The organism is Streptomyces sp. NPDC030820 (genome assembly GCF_055572075.1).
The window spans coordinates 315,665-332,841 of the sequence record NZ_JBVIEB010000005.1 but is presented as its reverse complement, the minus strand read 5'-3'; the positions used below and the strand labels follow the sequence as shown (position 1 = coordinate 332,841).

The 17,177-nt window shown below is 70.9% G+C and carries 16 protein-coding genes and 1 pseudogene; 8 read left to right on the top strand and 9 right to left on the bottom strand.

Annotated features, from left to right (window positions below; translation table 11 throughout):
• Positions 1 to 4: 4 nt before the first annotated feature.
• The gene (locus ACZ418_RS16515) at positions 5 to 799 is read right to left on the bottom strand and encodes a carbon-nitrogen family hydrolase (protein ID WP_468362847.1); all 795 of its coding nucleotides are present in this window, start codon (positions 797 to 799) and stop codon (positions 5 to 7) included.
• Positions 800 to 1,020: 221 nt separating this feature from the next.
• Here ACZ418_RS16515 and ACZ418_RS16510 point away from each other — a divergent pair, with 221 nt between their 5' ends.
• On the top strand, positions 1,021 to 1,845 hold the full coding sequence (locus ACZ418_RS16510; RefSeq protein WP_468362845.1) for a maleylpyruvate isomerase family mycothiol-dependent enzyme: 825 nt from the start codon (positions 1,021 to 1,023) through the stop codon (positions 1,843 to 1,845).
• A gap of 63 nt (positions 1,846 to 1,908) precedes the next feature.
• Here ACZ418_RS16510 and ACZ418_RS16505 read toward each other — a convergent pair whose 3' ends face one another.
• Together ACZ418_RS16505 and ACZ418_RS16500 are read right to left on the bottom strand one after the other, a co-directional pair.
• Positions 1,909 to 3,216, bottom strand: coding sequence for an MFS transporter (locus ACZ418_RS16505; RefSeq protein ID WP_468362843.1), 1,308 nt, complete (start codon positions 3,214 to 3,216; stop codon positions 1,909 to 1,911).
• Positions 3,213 to 3,887 carry a GntR family transcriptional regulator gene (locus ACZ418_RS16500; protein ID WP_468362841.1) on the bottom strand — a complete coding sequence of 225 codons (675 nt, stop codon included), beginning with the start codon at positions 3,885 to 3,887 and terminating at the stop codon, positions 3,213 to 3,215. Before ACZ418_RS16500 ends, ACZ418_RS16505 begins: the two co-directional genes overlap by 4 nt.
• A 213-nt stretch (positions 3,888 to 4,100) precedes the next feature.
• On the opposite strand from ACZ418_RS16500, the gene ACZ418_RS16495 reads away from it, so the two are divergent.
• From ACZ418_RS16495 to ACZ418_RS16475, 5 genes are all read left to right on the top strand, one after another.
• On the top strand, positions 4,101 to 5,012 hold the full coding sequence (locus ACZ418_RS16495) for a D-alanyl-D-alanine carboxypeptidase family protein (protein WP_468362839.1): 912 nt from the start codon (positions 4,101 to 4,103) through the stop codon (positions 5,010 to 5,012).
• A gap of 100 nt (positions 5,013 to 5,112) precedes the next feature.
• Entirely contained in the window at positions 5,113 to 5,463 is a 351-nt protein-coding gene (locus ACZ418_RS16490) for a GntR family transcriptional regulator (protein WP_468362837.1), read from the top strand.
• Positions 5,460 to 6,500, top strand: coding sequence for an SdpI family protein (locus ACZ418_RS16485; RefSeq protein ID WP_468362835.1), 1,041 nt, complete (start codon positions 5,460 to 5,462; stop codon positions 6,498 to 6,500). The genes ACZ418_RS16490 and ACZ418_RS16485 overlap by 4 nt, the downstream gene beginning before the upstream one ends.
• A gap of 7 nt (positions 6,501 to 6,507) precedes the next feature.
• The gene (locus ACZ418_RS16480; protein WP_468362833.1) at positions 6,508 to 7,059 is read left to right on the top strand and encodes an RNA polymerase sigma factor; all 552 of its coding nucleotides are present in this window, start codon (positions 6,508 to 6,510) and stop codon (positions 7,057 to 7,059) included.
• Positions 7,056 to 7,511 carry a hypothetical protein gene (locus ACZ418_RS16475; RefSeq protein ID WP_468362831.1) on the top strand — a complete coding sequence of 152 codons (456 nt, stop codon included), beginning with the start codon at positions 7,056 to 7,058 and terminating at the stop codon, positions 7,509 to 7,511. The genes ACZ418_RS16480 and ACZ418_RS16475 overlap by 4 nt, the downstream gene beginning before the upstream one ends.
• On the opposite strand, the gene ACZ418_RS16470 is transcribed toward ACZ418_RS16475, so the two are convergent.
• Complete coding sequence (locus ACZ418_RS16470) at positions 7,508 to 8,440, bottom strand: alpha/beta fold hydrolase (RefSeq protein ID WP_468362829.1); 933 nt, start codon at positions 8,438 to 8,440, stop codon at positions 7,508 to 7,510. The two genes, ACZ418_RS16475 and ACZ418_RS16470, sit on opposite strands and share 4 nt — an antisense overlap.
• 65 nt (positions 8,441 to 8,505) lie before the next feature.
• Positions 8,506 to 9,309, bottom strand: coding sequence for a hypothetical protein (locus ACZ418_RS16465; protein WP_468362827.1), 804 nt, complete (start codon positions 9,307 to 9,309; stop codon positions 8,506 to 8,508).
• Positions 9,310 to 9,676: 367 nt separating this feature from the next.
• On the opposite strand from ACZ418_RS16465, the pseudogene ACZ418_RS16460 reads away from it, so the two are divergent.
• A pseudogene (locus ACZ418_RS16460) lies at positions 9,677 to 10,533 on the top strand (BRO-N domain-containing protein).
• 87 nt (positions 10,534 to 10,620) lie between these two features.
• On the opposite strand, the gene ACZ418_RS16455 reads toward ACZ418_RS16460, so the two are convergent.
• The 4 genes from ACZ418_RS16455 to ACZ418_RS16440 all read right to left on the bottom strand — a co-directional run bounded on the left by ACZ418_RS16455 (position 10,621) and on the right by ACZ418_RS16440 (position 15,842).
• Positions 10,621 to 12,012: a dihydrolipoamide acetyltransferase family protein gene (locus ACZ418_RS16455; protein WP_468362825.1), complete on the bottom strand. Its 1,392-nt coding sequence runs from the start codon at positions 12,010 to 12,012 to the stop codon at positions 10,621 to 10,623.
• A gap of 10 nt (positions 12,013 to 12,022) precedes the next feature.
• Positions 12,023 to 13,000, bottom strand: a complete 978-nt coding sequence (locus ACZ418_RS16450) for an alpha-ketoacid dehydrogenase subunit beta (RefSeq protein WP_468362823.1) — start codon at positions 12,998 to 13,000, stop codon at positions 12,023 to 12,025.
• Position 13,001: 1 nt separating this feature from the next.
• Complete coding sequence (pdhA, locus tag ACZ418_RS16445) at positions 13,002 to 14,234, bottom strand: pyruvate dehydrogenase (acetyl-transferring) E1 component subunit alpha (protein WP_468362821.1); 1,233 nt, start codon at positions 14,232 to 14,234, stop codon at positions 13,002 to 13,004.
• Positions 14,235 to 14,666: 432 nt separating this feature from the next.
• Entirely contained in the window at positions 14,667 to 15,842 is a 1,176-nt protein-coding gene (locus ACZ418_RS16440) for a hypothetical protein (RefSeq protein ID WP_468362819.1), read from the bottom strand.
• Between the two features lie 254 nt (positions 15,843 to 16,096).
• On the opposite strand from ACZ418_RS16440, the gene ACZ418_RS16435 reads away from it, so the two are divergent.
• On the top strand, positions 16,097 to 17,113 hold the full coding sequence (locus ACZ418_RS16435; RefSeq protein ID WP_468362817.1) for a phosphotransferase: 1,017 nt from the start codon (positions 16,097 to 16,099) through the stop codon (positions 17,111 to 17,113).
• The last annotated feature ends 64 nt before the right edge of the window (positions 17,114 to 17,177 follow it).

The following is a 17,177-nucleotide window of genomic DNA, read 5'->3' as shown; positions in this document are numbered from 1 at the left end:
GCCCTCAGCGGCGCGGCGGTTCCAGGCCCAGCACGCGGTCCTTCAGCGCCGGGAACTGCTCGCGGGTGGTCGCGACCTTCGCCGGGTCGAAGTCGACGGTGAGGACCTCCTCGTCCGGGCCCGCCTCGGCGAGCACCTCGCCCCATGGATCCACCACGATCGAGTGACCCGCCTGCGGAACTCCGGCATGCGTCCCGGCCGTTCCACACGCGAGCACGAACGCCTGGTTCTCCACCGCCCGCGCCTGAGCCAGCAGCGTCCAGTGCGCGCGTCGCCGCTCGGGCCAGCCCGCCGGGATCACCAGCGTCTCGGCGCCGGCGTCGACCAGTGACCGGAAGAGTTCGGGGAAACGGAGGTCGTAACAGGTGGCCACGCCGAGCGTGGTCCCGGGCAGCCGCACCGTCACCAGATCCCGCCCCGCGCCCATCAGCACGGCCTCGCCCTTGTCGAAGCCGAAGCGATGGATCTTGCGGTAGGCGGCGGCAAGCTCACCGGAGGGGGAGAAGACGAGAGAGGTGTTGTAGAGGGGCCCGTCAGGGTCACGCTCGGGAATCGAGCCCGCGTGCAGCCAGACGCCCGCGTCGCTCGCGGCCTTGGCCATCGTCTCGTACGTCGGCCCTTCGAGCGGCTCGGCCTCGCGGCCGAACTCCTCGTAGGCGAAGGCGCCGGTGGTCCACAGCTCGGGCAGGACCACCAGATCGGCACCGGCCTGTTCCCCGACCAGCGCGGCCACCCGCTGCCGCCGGGTGTCGACCGATTCGTCCTCGTTCACAGCGATCTGGATCAGCGAGGCGCGCACACTACCACCGTCCTGGCATTCGAGTCGTCCACACGGGCCTACGATCGTCACACGAAAGCACTGCCGGGGTGCCTGAAGGCAGCGTAACTTGGGGGTCCCTCCCGGTTCGAGCGAAGCCGAGAACCAGGGGGACTCCCAGACGCCCGCCGAAGTGCAGCCGCCGCCCGCTGGCAACGCCGCCACAACCTGCCCGTGTACCGATCGCCGAGGGGTCCCGTTCCGTGAGTCTGCATCCCACCCTCCAGCCCTACGCCGACGCCTGGACGCACTCCATCGACGCGATATCCGAGATGGTCCAGTCGCTCGCGGAGAGCGAGTGGAACCGGCGGACCCCCTGCCCCGGCTGGTCGGTCCGGGACATCGTGTCGCACATCATCGGCATGGACTGCGAGATGCTCGGCGACCCGCGCCCGATCCACACCCTCCCCCGTGACCTCTTCCACGTCACCAACGAGCACCAGCGGTACATGGAGATACAGGTCGACGTCCGCCGCCACCACACGGCGCCGGAGATGACGGCCGAGCTGGAGTACACGGTCATCCGCCGCAACCGCCAGCTGCGCAACGAGTCGCGGGACCCCGGCACCACGGTCCGCGGCCCGCTGGGCACGGAGATCACGGTGGAACAGGCCTACCGCGCCCGTGCCTTCGACGTATGGGTGCACGAGCAGGATCTGCGTACGGCCCTCGGCCGCCCCGGCAACCTGGACTCGCCGGGCGCGTACGTGGCCCGGGACGTCCTCCTGGAGGCACTCCCCAAGGTCGTGGCGAAGGACGCCGACGCACCGCGCAGTTCGGCCATCGTCTTCGACGTGCACGGTCCGGTGGAGTTCCTGCGCACCATCCGCGTCGACATCCAGGGCCGCGGCACCCTGGAAACCGTCCCGGCCCTCGGCCCCGCCGCCGGCCTCACCCTCGACTGGGAGACCTACGTCCGCCTTGCCTGCGGCCGCGTCACCCCGGAGGCCGTGGCGGACCGGGTGAAGACCGAGGGCGATCCGGAGCTGACGGCGGCGATCCTGCGCAACTTCACGGTGACGCCGTAGTGCCGGTGGGTGTGGGGTCTGGGGGCGGCAGCCCCCAGTGAGGCCCGCACCGGCACAGGGCACCTATGCGGGAACGTGCACCGTCTCCACCCGGCTGGCGACCAACCGTTCACGCTCACGCCGGGCTGCCCGCCCGCGGAGCCGCAGTATCTGGGACACCCCGAGGGCCTGCAGCACGAACACCGCCGAGAACGCCACGGCGTAGTCGTCCCCGGTGGCGTCCAGCAGCACCCCGACCGCGAACAACGTCGTCATCGAGGCGATGAAACCACCCATGTTGGTGATACCGGACGCCGTCCCCTGCCGCTCGGGCGGATTGGCCGGCCGCGCGAAGTCGAACCCGATCATCGAGGCCGGCCCGCACGCCCCCAGCACCGTGCACAGCACCACCAGCAGCCACATCGGCGCATGCGCACCGGGATACAGCAGCGTCGAGGCCCACAGCAGCGCGGTCGCCCCGACCGTGCCCAGCGCCAGCGGCAGCCGCGCCGCGTGGTGCCGGGCGATGATCTGGCCGTAGACCAGCCCGATCATCATGTTGGACAGCACGACCAGGGTGAGCAGCTCACCGGCCGTGGCCCGGCTGAGCCCCTGCGCCTGGACCAGGAACGGCAGGCCCCACAGCAGCAGGAACACCATCGCCGGGAACTGGGTGGTGAAGTGCACCCACAGCCCGAGGCGGGTCCCCGGCTCCCGCCAGGCCGCCGCGATCTGCCGGCGCACATACGCCACGCCCTGGTGCGGCGCCGGCTCCGGCTCGTGCCCCTCGGGATGGTCCTTCAGGAACAGCAGCGTCAGGACGAGGACGACGACACCCGCGAGCGCGCTCCCGGCGAACGCCGGAGTCCAGCCGACGCCGTGCAGCATCCGGGCGAGGAGCAGCGTGGAGACCAGGTTGCCCCCCATGCCGGCCAGCCCCGCGAGCTGCGCGACCAGCGGCCCGCGCCGGGCCGGGAACCAGCGGGTGCCGAGCCGCAGCACGCTGATGAAGGTCATCGCGTCACCACAGCCCAGCAGGGCACGGGAGGCGAGAGCGGTGCCGTACGAGGGCGAGAAGGCGAAGCCCAGCTGACCGGCCGTGAAGAGGATTGCCCCGATGCTCAGCACCTTCTTCGTGCCGAGCCGGTCGACCAGCAGGCCGACGGGTATCTGCATGCCGGCGTAGACCAGCAGCTGGAGGATGGAGAACGTCGACAGGGCGGACGCGTTCACATGGAAGCGGTCCGCCGCGTCCAGCCCCGCCACGCCCAGTGACGTACGGAAGATGACGGCGACGAAGTAGACGGCGACGCCTATGGACCACACGGTGACGGCGCGTCGGCCGCCCGGTGGATCACCCGGAAGGGTGAGGTTGCGCGCCGGACCGCTCATCGGACCTCACCCCGCGCGAGGTGCTCGAACCAGCTCACATGCCGGTGCACGACCCCGACGGCCGCCTCCGCGTCCCCGGCGCGCAGCGCGTCCAGGATCTCCTCGTGCTCGGTGAGCGTCTTGGCGATCCGGTCGGGGTGGGAGTGCATGACGGCGACGCCCATCCGCAGCTGCCGGTCGCGCAGTTGGTCGTAGAGCCGGGACAGGATCTCGTTGCCGCCGCTGCGCACGATCTCGGCGTGGAAGTTGCGGTCGGTCACCGCGGCCGCGGCCAGATCACCGGCGGCGGCTTGCGCCTTCTGCAGCTCCAGCAGCTCGGTCAGCCGTTCGAGCAGGCCGGGCGGGGCGGGTACGGCCTTGCGCGCGGCGTGCTCCTCGACCAGCTGGCGGGTCTCCACCACGTCCGCGATCTCCTGCGCGGAGACCGGCAGTACCAGCGCGCCCTTCTTCGGGTAGAGCCGGATCAGGCCCTCGGCCTCCAGTCGCAGCAGCGCCTCCCGCACGGGCGTGCGCGAGACCCCGACGGCCTCGGCCAGCTCCCCCTCGGTGAGCAGGGTGCCGCCCTCGTAACGGCGGTCGAGAACGCCCTGCTTGACATGGGCGTACACGCGGTCGGCGGCGGGCGGGGGCTTGGGGTCTCGACGGGTGGGCTGCTGTACGGCCGTCTGCATGTCCACAGGATAGATACAACACGTACGCATGCGGCCGCGGCGTCCAACATCCGGACGCCGCGGCGGACATGGCGGTGGATGTGACGAAGATCGCACACAGCGGCCGCACAACCTTCTGTGCTACTTACGTGTCTCACGCATGCGGCCCTCTGCTCTTGCCACCTCAACTCGGCCGCATTTTTGGGGAATTCACGACAATCGGGGTACATCACTTTGATTACCGGCATTAAGGGCACCCGCAGCACCCGCATCCGCAGAGCCGTCGCCGTCGCCGTCACCTCCGGCGCGCTGCTCGCGACCGGTGCCCTCACCGCGACGCCCGCTCAGGCCCTCACGACGCCCACGATCGTGGCCAAGGGCGGCTACGTGATGAACAACGCGAGCAAGACGACGCTCTACACCAAGGCAGCGGACACCCGACGCTCCACCGGCTCCACCACCAAGATCATGACCGCCAAGGTCGTGCTCGCACAGTCGAACCTCAACCTCGACAAGAAGGTGACGATCCAGAAGGCGTACAGCGACTACGTCGTCGCGAACAACGCCTCCCAGGCGCACCTGATCGTCGGCGACAAGGTCACCGTCCGCCAGCTGCTGTACGGCCTGATGCTGCCGTCCGGCTGCGACGCCGCCTACGCGCTCGCCGACACGTACGGCACCGGCACCACCCGTGCCGCGCGCGTGTCGAACTTCATCAGCAAGATGAACGCCGCCGCCAAGAGCCTCAATCTCACGAACACGCACTTCGACTCCTTCGACGGCATCGGCAACGGCAACAACTACTCGACGCCGCGCGACCTCACGAAGATCGCCAGCAGCGCGATGCAGAACTCCACGTTCCGCACGATCGTCAAGACGAAGTCGTACACCGCGAAGACGATCACCTCGACGGGCAGCATCCGCACGATGGCCCCGTGGACCAACACCAACGGTCTGCTGAGCAGCTACAGCGGCACCATCGGCGTGAAGACGGGCTCCGGCCCGGAGGCCGGCTACTGCCTGGTCTTCGCCGCCATCCGCAACAACAAGACGGTCATCGGCACCGTCCTCGCCTCCACCTCCATCCCCCAGCGCGAGTCGGACGCGAAGAAGCTCCTCGACTACGGCTTCGCCAAGCTCGGCTGACGCCTCACCGGACACCGACGGGCCCGTCGCACGCCAGCGGCGGGCCCGTTCTGCTGCCCGGGCGCACAATGAAGCCGATGGTGCTAGTGTCATTGGCACCATGCTGCTGCGTCTGGACAAGACCGACACCCGCCCCCTGCACGAGCAGGTCGCGGCGGCGATCCGGCGGGCCATCGCCGAGGGCGAGTGCCGCACCGGCGACCGGCTGCCCTCGGCCCGCGATCTCTCCACGGCCCTGGACATCAACGTCAACACCGTCCTGCGCGGCCTGCGTGAACTGCGGGACGAGGGCCTGCTGGAGTTCCGCCGCGGCCGCGGGATCACCGTCGCCGAGGGGGCGGCCCGGCGCTCCGGACTGCAGATCAGAGTGCGGGAGCTGGTCGTGGAGGCATCCCGGCTCGGCTACAGCCGCACCGACCTCATCGAGATGATCCGGGGGACGACGACATGACCGACGGGGACGAACGGGACCGGGACGACCGGGACCAGGACGAGGACGACCGGGACCGCGACGCGTACGAGCGGACAGGTGCCCGAAGTCGCGCCGGACGCTGGGGGCTCGCGGGGTGCACGGTGGCCGTCGCCGCGCTGCTCGCGGGCCTGCCCTGGGCCGCGCACAGCCGACTGCCGGACCGGCTGGCGACCCACTGGAGCGGGGGTGCCGCCCCCGACGGCTCGATGCCGCTGTGGGCGGCCTCCCTGTTCCCGGCCGGTATCTGGTTGCTGATCGCCCTCGCGCTGAGCGTGCGATGGCGTCGTTCCTGGCCGGCCGCACGCCCCTGGCGGGCGATCGCGCTGGCGCCCACGGCGGCGGTGCTCGTCGGCGCACAGGCCTCCGTCGTCCGCGCGAACCTCGACCGCACCGACTGGCACGAGGCCCGCGAACCGGCGCTCGGGGTCCTGCTTCCCCTGGCCCTGGCGGCGGTCGCCGGGGTGCTGGCCTGGTGGCTGACCACCCGCACCGACTCCACCCCGCCGACCGCCCCGACCCCCGCGCTGAACCTGCCCGAGGGGGAGCGGCTGGTGTGGTTCTCCCGCGCGGCCAACCCCTGGCTGCAACTGCTGGCCGCGCTGACCGGTCTGATCGCCGTCGGCGCGCTGGTGGCACTGGTCGCCGGTCTGGCGGATACCGTCGTGCTGGTCCCGCTGTGCGTCGGCTGCGCCACCGTCTCGCTCACCGGTGCCCTCTCCTCCTCCGTCCAGGCCAAGGTGTCGGAAGCCGGCCTGGAGGTGTCGTTCGGCCCGCTCGGCTGGCCCGCCCGCCGCTGGTCGCCGACCGCCATCGAGTCCGCCCGCGCCGAGCGCCGGCAGCCCTCCCAGGTCGGCGGCTGGGGCTACCGCCTCAGCGGCCTCGGCACGACCGTCATGCTCCGCGCCGGCGACTGCCTGGTCGTACGCCCCCGGGGCCGCCGCACGGACTTCGCCGTGAGCGTGGACGACGCCGAACGGGGCGCGGCCCTGCTGAACGCGCTGCGGTCGCGGGACTGAGCCGACCATGGACATCCAGGGGGAGGACGACGGCCGGCCGGCACCCTGGGACACGGCCGCCGCACTGGTCCGGGCCGCACAGGACGGGGACGCCCTGGCCATGGACGAACTGCTCACGCTGGTCACCCCGTACGTGACCCGGCTCTGCCGTCCGATCGCCCCGCACGACGTGGCCGACGCCGTACAGGAGTCGCTGCTGGCCGTCTTCAAGGGCCTGCGCACACTCCGCGACCCACAGGCCTGCTACGGCTGGGTGCGTACGACCACGGTGCGCGAGGCGGTACGGGTCGCCCGCCGCACCGCCGCCGAGGAACCGGCCGACCCCGCCGACCTGGCCCGCCTCGGCGGACTGCGCACGGACGCCGACGGCGAGTTGCCGGCCGACGTGCGGGACGCACTGGCCCGGCTGCCGGTCCGGCACCGCGCGGTGCTCGTCCTGCGCGAGCTGGAAGGCCTGGACGAGGCCACCGTCGCCGCCCTGCTCGGCGTACCCCAGGGCACTGTCAAGTCCCGGCTGAGCCGGGCCCGTTCCTCCTTCCGGAAGGCGTGGTCACGATGAGTTCCTCCGATCCGGTGCTGCGGCTGCGGGTGCTGGCCGCGGGACTGCACGCCGGTCTGTACACCGAGGAGCATCTGGCGCTGCCGTTCGACCGGGTGTGGACGGTGGCCGCCGACCTGGAGGCGGAACTGCCCCATCTGGTGCCGTTCCTCCGCGAGTTCCGCGTGCCGCCCGGCGACGCGGACCGCAAACGGGGGCTTGCGGTGGGCCGTTCGGGTCTGACGGAGTCCTTCGAGGTACGGCTCTCTCCCGGCTGGTGCCTGATGCAGTCCCGGCTGATCGTCGGCGGCATGGCGGCCGCCCCCGAGGCCGGCGGCACCCGCTTCGCCGTCCTCGGCGCGACCCGCCCCACCGCCCTGCGCCCCGCCCAGTGGCTCTACGGCCGCCTGCTCGGCGAACGGCGCGGGCGGGCGTTCGTCGACCGGGTCGCCGAGCGGGCGGCGCTGCGTTAGACCTCCTGGGCCTCTCGGGCGAAGGGGGCGAACCGTTCGCGGATCGCCGCCGCCACCTCCTCCGGCCGCTCCTGCGGCAGATAGTGCCCGGCCCCCGGGACCAGCCGCACACGCAGCTCGTCGGCGTACGGCTCGGCGCCCGCCAGCATCGACGGCACGACCACGTTGTCCCGCTCCCCGCCGAGCAGCAGCGTCCGCACGGTCAGCCGCTGCCGCCGCGCGGTGCCCCGTAGCAGCGCGGGAATGTCGTGCCGGACGTACTGCCAGAACAGGGACTGGACGGCTCGGGCACTCTCCGAGGTGGCGGTGGCGTACTCGACGATCTCCGTCTCCGTCCACACGGCCGCCGGCTCGGCGACCTGGTGGCGCAGCAGGAAGCGGGTGAAGCCGGGCCAGTGCCGCAGCACGGCCCGCCCGAGCACCGGGTACTCGACGAACGCGGTGAACCACAGCCGCCACAGGTTGGGCAGGACCGCGCGGTGCCGGGGCCAGGGGTGGGTCATGTTCAGCGCGAGGTAACCGCTGAACCGCTCCGGCGCCCTCAGGCACAGCCGGAAGCCGAGGTGCGCTCCCCAGTCGTGCCCGACCAGCCCGACCCGCTCCAGCCCGAGGGTGTCGAGCAGCGCGAGGGCGTCGTCCGCCAGGCTGTCCATGTCGTAGCCGCCCCGCGTGATCTGCGACCAGCCGAAGCCGCGCAGGTCCGGGCAGAGCAGCCGGTATCCGTCGCGCCGGTGTGCGCCGGACAGCTGCCCGGCGACCTTGTGCCAGGCATACCAGTGCTGCGGGAAGCCGTGCAGCATCAGCAGCGGGGTGCCGGTGCCGCCGTACTCGGCGAGATGCAGCCGGGTGGAGCGCACGTCCAGCAGACAGTGCTCGGCACGCTCGTCCTTCGGCAGTGGACGGTGTGGACGGTCGGTGTGCGATGCCATGCCTGACCCCTCTCAGGCCGGTGCGGTCCCCCGTCGGGCCCGCGTCGCCGGGTCAGGAGTCGGCGTCAGCGCGAAAGGTTCCCTCGGTTTCCTCCCATCTGGTTCTCGTCCTCGTCCTGTGCGGGGAGCTGGTCGTAGATCTTGAAGGTGTAGGAGGCGTCGTAGGAGAGCAGGTTGCCTTCGGCCGCCGGCAGGCCGAGGCGTCGGTTGAGGGCTGCGGTGAGGGGCCCGCAGTGTTCGGCGGCCGGGGCGGTGAAGGTGTCGTCGTAGGCCGAGAACTCGATCACCGGAGGGTCCTGGGAGACCCACTTGGAGGGACCGGAGCGCTTCAGCTGGAAGTCGACGGGTTCGCCCGCGCCGATGGTGCAGCCGTCCGCCACCAACGGGCCGAGGAGCCGGAAGCGGAGACTGAACTGCCCGGTGTAGAAGTCGGACCGGCCGCCGTACTCCGGTTGTATCGCCAGCCCCAGGACGGCCGCACGATCCCCCGCCGGTGTGCCGGTCAGTCCCCCGGGTATGGCGGTGGGGGAGCTGTGCATCGCGCCCCACACCTGGCCGTTGCTTCCGTCCGGCATCGGGCCTTCGGCGTGCGTCATGGTGATCGGGGCGAGGTTCACCGTGACCTTGCCGATGGTCAACCGCGGGGCGGCGGTGTGCACTTCGCACCTCCACCGGGCCGGGTCGACGCCGTCGGGCAGGCGCGGGCAGTCACCGAAATCGGTCGTGGTCGCCGCGATGACGCGCGGCGCGGAGTAGGCGGCACCCGACGCGCCCACCACCGCCGTACCGGCGAGGACGGCGGCGCCCGCGATGGCGGCGACACGGCGGACGGAAGCGGAACGGGGGCGAGCAGCAGCGGATTTCGTCATGTCACCAGCGTGCCGCCGTGGCCACTCCATCACCATCGGTGACCTCCCCGACGGCACCCTGATCAGTCCCTGATGCAACATCAGGGATGAGGCACGAGAACGCAGTTGAGGAACGGCGGCGCTCTGACGGAGGCGGTGACGCGTACAGCGCAGGCCCGCTTGTACCGGGTGGAACCGGATGGAAACGGCGGAGCCGAGGAGCGCGTGCTGCCGTGCCGGCTCCTCCCCTGATCAGGTCGGCGAGGACTGACGTCCGGTCCCGATGTCTGGAGTTTTCCGCCAACTTCACCCTCAATCGTGAACATCAGCCTTGCAGCTGGCATATTTGAATTCCTCCGCTCTACGTTCCCCAGCGGAGGTGGTTCACATGAGCGAACCCAGCAGGCGCCCCGACTCGTCCGAACGGCACGAGGCGATCGACATCAGCGACTTCGTGTACGCGGCGACCGGAGCTCGTGTGCGGAGGCTGACCATGCCGGACGGGAGTCACTGGTTTCCGGCGGTGGATGTGTGCAAGGAACTGGGGCACACCAACCCGCAAAAGGCACTCGCCGACCATGTGCCAGCCGACCATCGAGAGTCTCTCGAGACCCTAACCGGAGGTTACGGTCTCAGCATTCCCGCAGGTAGAGAGTGGCGCCGAGACCTGAATGTCATCTCACTCCAAGGACTTTGGAAGAAGCCGAGGTGCAACCCCTCGAACCGGGCGCTCCGATCGCGTACGCCATGCCCGAGCAGGTCGCCGAGGCCATCGTCCGGCTCGAGGCGCACAACCTCCAGCTGGACGAGGAACTGGCGAACGGACAGCGCAAATCGATCGAGCTGCAGCGGGAGATGCTGGCCACGCAGAAAGCCACCCTCGCCGTGCAGCAGGCCATGGTCCGGGCGATGGAACGGATCGCGGACCGCCTCGACGCCCTGGTACCGGCCCCTCGGACACCTGATGGGCATGTCGCGGGGCTGCCCACCACGGCCTCCGTCCTGGCCGACTGGCGGCAACGCCTCTCCGTCACGGCCGACGTATGGACCGTGGCCGTCGTCATCGCCCCCGTTCTCGTGGAGAAGGGCGAGCTGCGCGAGCCGCTCGAATCGATCGCAGCCCGTACGGGCCTCTCGGTGCACCGCGTCAACGAATGTCTGCGGCTGCTGCGGAAGCACGCCTGCATCCGCTCCCGGGGCGGAGCCGATGACGGGGCGCCGGTGTACGTGCTGAACCAGCCCTGAACTACCCCGAAGAGCAGAGAGGGGCGGCCGCAAGACGAATTTGCGGCCGCCCCCCTCAGGCTGTCCAACGCTGCCCACCCGGAACCGTCACGCCCAGGTGATCAACCTCTTCGGCTCCTCCAGAATCGCCGCCACGTCCGCCAGCACCTTCGAGCCCAGCTCGCCGTCGACGAGGCGGTGGTCGAAGCTCAGCGCCAAGGTCGTCACCTGGCGCGGCTTGACCTTGCCCTTGTGGACCCAGGGCTGGAGCTTGATCGCGCCGACCGCGAGGATCGCCGACTCGCCGGGGTTGAGGATCGGCGTGCCGGTGTCGACGCCGAAGACGCCGACGTTGGTGATGGTCACCGTGCCGCCCTGCATGGCCGCCGGGGAGGTCTTGCCCTCGCGGGCCGTCGACACCAGCTCGCCGAGCGCCTCCGCCAGCTGCGGGAGCGTCTTGTCGTGCGCGTCCTTGATGTTCGGCACGATCAGGCCGCGCGGGGTGGCCGCCGCGATGCCCAGGTTGACGTAGTGCTTCTGCACGATCTCCTGGTTGGCCTCGTCCCAGGACGCGTTGATCTCCGGGTTGCGCTTGATGGCGACCAGCAGGGCCTTGGCGATCAGGAGCAGCGGGTTGACCCGCAGGCCCTGCATCTCCTTGTCCTGCTTCAGTTCCTCGACCAGCTTCATCGTGCGGGTCACGTCGACCGTCACGAACTCGGTGACATGCGGCGCGGTGAAGGCCGAGCCGACCATCGCCGCCGCCGTGGCCTTGCGGACGCCCTTGACCGGGATGCGGGTCTCGCGGGCGCCGTCGTAGGACGCGACCGGGGCCGGTGCCGCCACCGGGGCCGCCGCGACCGGGGCCACCGGCTCGGCCGGCTTCGGTGTCGCCGCCGCGTGGACGTCCTCGCGCGTGATGACGCCGTCCGGGCCGGACGGGGTGATCGTGGCGAGGTCGACGCCGAGGTCCTTGGCCAGCTTGCGCACCGGCGGTTTGGCCAGCGGGCGGGGCTTCTCGACGACCGCGCCGTGGCCGTGGCCGTTCAGCTCGGTCTGGATCGCCTGGGCCGGCGCCGGGACCGTGACCTCGGGGCCCTTGCGGGGGCGGCGCTTGGTGGAGGACGTCGACACGCCGTAGCCGACCAGGACCGGCTGGCGGCCCTGCGGCTTGGCCTCGGGCTCGGGTTCCTCGGGAGCTGCCTTCGGCTGCTCGGCCGGGACTTCGGCGGGTGCCGCGCCGGCCACTTCCACCGCGATGATGGACATGCCCACGTCGACCGTGGTGCCCTCGGGAAAGTGGAGTTCGCGGACCACGCCGTCGTAGGGGATGGGCAGTTCGACGGCCGCCTTGGCGGTCTCGACCTCGCACACCACCTGGCCGTCGGTGACCGTGTCACCCGGCTGGACATACCACTTGAGGATCTCGGCCTCGGTGAGTCCCTCGCCGACGTCCGGCATCTTGAACTCGCGTACGGACTCTTCCGTCATCGTCGTCACGACCTTCTCCTCAGTACGCCAGCGAGCGGTCGACGGCGTCGAGCACGCGGTCCAGGTCCGGCAGATACTCCTCCTCCAGGCGGGCCGGCGGGTAGGGGGCGTGGTAGCCGCCGACCCGCAGGACCGGTGCCTCCAGGTGGTAGAAGCAGCGCTCGGTGATCCGGGCGGCGATCTCCGCGCCGGAGCCGAAGAACACCGGTGCCTCGTGGACCACGACCAGACGGCGGGTCTTCTCCACCGAGGCCTGGATGGCGTCGAAGTCCAGCGGCGACACCGAGCGCAGGTCCAGGACCTCGAGGGACTTGCCCTCCTCGGCCGCGGCCGCCGCGACCTCCTGACACAGCTTCACCATCGGGCCGTACGCCGCCAGGGTGAGGTCGGTGCCCTCGCGGACGACCTGGGCCTTGTGCAGCGGGGCGGGGATCGCCTCGACGTCCACCTCGGCCTTGTCCCAGTAGCGGCGCTTGGGCTCGAAGTAGATCACCGGGTCGTCGCTCTGGATGGCCTGCTGCATCATCCAGTACGCGTCCGACGCGTTCGCCGGAGAGACGATCTTCAGGCCCGCCACGTGCGCGAACAGCGCCTCGGGGGACTCCGAGTGGTGCTCGACCGCGCCGATGCCACCACCGTAGGGGATGCGGACGACGACCGGCATCTTGACCTTGCCCAGCGAGCGCGCGTGCATCTTCGCGAGCTGGGTGACGATCTGGTCGTAGGCCGGGAAGACGAAACCGTCGAACTGGATCTCCACGACCGGGCGGTAGCCGCGAAGCGCGAGACCGATCGCGGTGCCGACGATGCCGGACTCGGCCAGCGGGGTGTCGATGACGCGGCTCTCGCCGAAGTCCTTCTGGAGGCCGTCCGTCACCCGGAACACGCCGCCGAGCTTGCCGACGTCCTCACCCATGACGAGGACCTTGGGGTCCTCGTCCAGGGCGCGGCGCAGCGACTCGTTGATGGCCTTCGCCATCGCCATCTTCTCGGCCATCTCAGCGACCCCCTTCAGCTGCGTCAGCGAACGACGCCTGGTAGGCGGCGAACTGCGCTCGTTCCTCGTCGACGAGCGCGTGCCCGTCCGCGTACACGTTCTCGAAGATGGCGAAGTGGTCCGGGTCGGGCATGGCACGCACCGCTTCGCGCACTCGTTTGCCCAACGCTTCGGACTCGGCCTCGAGTTCCGCGAAGAATCCCTCGTCCGCGTGGTTTGAGGCCTCCAGGTACCGGCGAAGGCGCAGGATCGGGTCCTTCGCCTCCCAGGCCAGCCGCTCCTCGTCGCCGCGGTAGCGGGTGGGGTCGTCGGAGGTGGTGTGGGCGCCCATGCGGTAGGTGTACGCCTCGACCAGGGTGGGGCCCTCGCCGCTGCGGGCTCGCTCCAGCGCCCACTTGGTGACCGCGAGGCAGGCCAGCACGTCGTTGCCGTCCACGCGCACGCCCGGGAAGCCGAAGCCCTGCGCGCGCTGGTAGAGCGGCACGCGGCTCTGCTTCTCGGTCGGCTCGGAGATCGCCCACTGGTTGTTCTGGCAGAAGAACACGACGGGCGCGTTGTAGACCGCGGAGAAGGTGAACGATTCGGCCACGTCGCCCTGGCTGCTCGCGCCGTCGCCGAAGTAGGCGATGACCGCGCTGTCGGCGCCGTCCTTGGCGATGCCCATCGCGTAGCCGGTGGCGTGCAGCGTCTGGGAGCCGATGACGATCGTGTACAGGTGGAAGTTGTTGCTGTTGGGGTCCCAGCCGCCGTTGTTCACACCGCGGAACATGCCGAGCAGGTTGGTCGGGTCGACCCCGCGGCACCAGGCGACGCCGTGCTCGCGGTAGGTCGGGAAGACGTAGTCGTCGTCGCGCAGCGCCCGGCCGGAGCCGATCTGGGCGGCCTCCTGGCCCAGCAGCGAGGCCCACAGGCCCAGCTCGCCCTGACGCTGCAGCGCGGTGGCCTCGGCGTCGAAGCGGCGGGTGAGCACCATGTCGCGGTACAGGCCGCGCAGGTCTTCTGGGGTGATGCCGGCGACGTAGGCGTCGTACTCGGCGTTCTTGACCCGCTTGCCCTCGGGCGTCAGCAGCTGTACGAGCTCCGGTTCGGTGCTCTTCGCTGCGACCCGCGTGGTGCGCTTGGTGCCGGTGGCTCCGGACTTGGTACCGGTCGTGCCGGTCTTGCTGCCGGTGGTGCCGGCCTTGCCTGCGGCGCTGCGTCGCGGCTTGCGCGCGGCACTGCTGTCCACGGTCACGTGTGCTCCTCCGTCGTTCCGGCCCCCGGGGTTGCCGGTAGGCCAGTGCGGCTCACCTGTTTCGACCACCGGGCACGGGGTGGGTGCCACTCGGCCGGGAACAGGCGTGACAGGTGCCCCGGCGAGCGCCCTGCAACCATCACGTTACCCAGTGCTCCACATTTCTGTGAAACCCCACCTGACCTGCGTTTTTGCTTGGATTTCCAAGTAAATCCAGGAGGTGTGGAAGCGTGCTGGTCACAGCCTTGCGAAAGGCCGGAGCAACCGCACGTTATATCGCTGACCCAGGTCACGGGAAGAGTTTGCGTGTAAGAGTGACTCCGCCCGCGAAGGCGGAAAAATCAGGTTTTTACTCCCGAGGTGGTCGGCTGCACCTCGCCGAGGAGATCACGAAGAACTACGTGTCGAGTAATCCGGAAGCCGGTAAAAGGATCAAGAGTTCGCGGTGGGTTCGCGGCAGGTTCTCAGCGGCCGCAGCGGCCCGGCGGTCCGTTCCACCTCCGAGCGCGGCATGGGCCTGACCTGCTCGGTGAAGGCGTGCGCGTACGGCCACATGACCGGCTCGCGCGCGTGGACGGCCGGAGTCTGCGCCCACACGACGCCGTTGCGGTCGGTCCAGTGCGGCCAGCGGAAGGCGGCGCCCGCCGCCACGTCGGCGCCGAGGCGTGCGACCAGGCCGTCGGGTACCCGGGTGACCCGGAGCTCCGGACGCCAGCCGGGCAGGGGGCCGCGGAAGCCGACCCCGTGGCGTCGGCGCAGCAGCCAGATCTCGGCCCCGGCGGTGATCGTCACCCCCACCGGACCGGCGAACAGCGCCACCCAGTAGGCGGGCAGCGGGCGGGAGCCCGGGTACGCCTGGACCGCGTCGACCAGGACGAAGTGCGCGATCGCCGTCAGCCAGACCAGAGGGACGCCGGCCAGCGGCCGGACCAGGGGATGGCCGCCGGTCCCGAAGCTGTTGCGGTGGATCAGGAAGAGCACGGAACCGAAGAAGACCAGCAGCCAGGGCCCGGCGAACACCCCCAGGATCACCCAGGTCGCACCGTTCGGCAGATAGTCGTAGTGGCGGCTCATCCAGTACAGGAAGAGACCGCAGAAAGCGGCCGTGACCAGCGCGGTCAGCAACGGGCGGAGACACAGTCGCAGCACGCACGCGCGCGTGCCGGGACGAGCCAGGGCGACGAGCAGAGCGCAGGCCAGGAGCAGCGCCACCGGGCCCGTGCCGAGCATCAGCAGCGCGTCGGTGAAGCCCTGCTCGACGGGCTCGAGCAGGCCTTGCCCGGTGAACAGGCCGACGACGAACGCGAGCACGCCGAGGCAGAGAAGGGTCCGGGGCAGCAGGAGCCGTTCGATGAGGGGATCGGCGGCCTGCTCGGCCAGCGTGGACACCACTGGGCGCCCGTACGGGCCGAGGGCGCCCGCGCCCGGACCGGCGATGCCGAGGGCGTCGCCCGCGCTGAACCGGAACATGCGGAACGGCCCGTAGATCCGCCGGGCCAGCCGCCACGGCAGCAGCACGTCCAGGGCCCAGGCGCCCGGACCGCTCAGCCGCGCGGGCGTCACCGGGACGCGGTACGGCGGCCGGTCATAGGCGTCGATCGCGCTCATGGCGGCTGTCGCTCCCCCGGAGACGGCATCATGATCAGAGCGCGATCATCCTGACAGGCAGGCCATCAACAGCCAAGTGCTCAACGCGACTTGGCTGCGGCCTCGGACCTCCGCCGGATCAGCCCGTACGTGCATCCCGGTCCATCACGTGACCGAAAGCGACCGTCGACGACTGCCTGTGACAAGCCCCAGCTCACGTCCGCTTTTCGTGCCCTAACATCTGCGGCGTGCCGCGCTCATGTGTACCACCCCTTGTGTCCCACGCGCCCCCTCTGGGCGCCCTGCTGCGCCTGTACGCCGCCGGTAGCGCCCTCGCCTGCGAGCCGGTCGACCAGGGTCTGCTGAACCGCGGCTACCGGCTGCGCACCACCCGCGGCCGTTACTTCCTCAAGCACCATTTCGATCCCGACACCGCCGACCCGGCCGCCATCGAGCGCCGGCACCGCGCCACCCAGCGCCTGGCCGACCTCGGCGTCCCCGTCGCCGTGCCGCTCGCGCACCGCGAGGGCCGTACGGTCGCCGTCGTCGGCGGTCACGCCTACGCCCTGCACCCCTGGATCGACGGCAGGCACCGCCACGGCGGACAGCTCACGCGCGGGGAGAGCGCACGCCTCGGGGCGCTCCTGGGCGCCGTGCACGCCTGTCTGGAGCGCGTCATGCCACCCAAGGGGCGCACGCGCCCGGCCACGAGCCCCCACCCCGTGGAGAGCGCCGACCCCGCCGACACCTTCGCCCTCATCGACGACCTGCTCGCCCATGTGCACCGGCACCGCCCCGCCGACGCCTTCGACGAGCTGGCCCGGCACCGGCTGCTGGAACGCCGGGCCCTCCTGGAGCAGCACACGGACCGCCGCCCGCCGCGCGGCGGCCCGGTGGGCTGGGTGCACGGCGACTTCCACCCGTTCAACCTGCTCTACAAGGACGACACCCCGGCGGCCATCGTCGACTGGGACCGGCTCGGTGTACAGCCCCGCGCCGAGGAGGCCGTACGCGCCGCGGCGATCTTCTTCGTACGCCCCGCGGGCGCCCTCGACCTGCCGAAGGTACGCGCGTACGCGCGCGCGTACCGGCGCGCGGCCGGCGCCAGGCCCGCCGAGCTGGCCGCGGCCGTGCACCGGGTGTGGTGGGAGCGGCTGAACGACTTCTGGATGCTGCGCTGGCACTACGAACGCGGTGACACGCGCGCGGACTGCCAGTTCCCGGCCGCATCGGCGCTCGTGGTGTGGTGGACACGCGAGTACGACGCGGTGTGCGACGCGTTCACCGAGTGACGGCCCCGCCGGCGGAACCACCCGGAGAACCGCTCAGGGCGAGGCCGTCGCAGGCGGGGTCGGC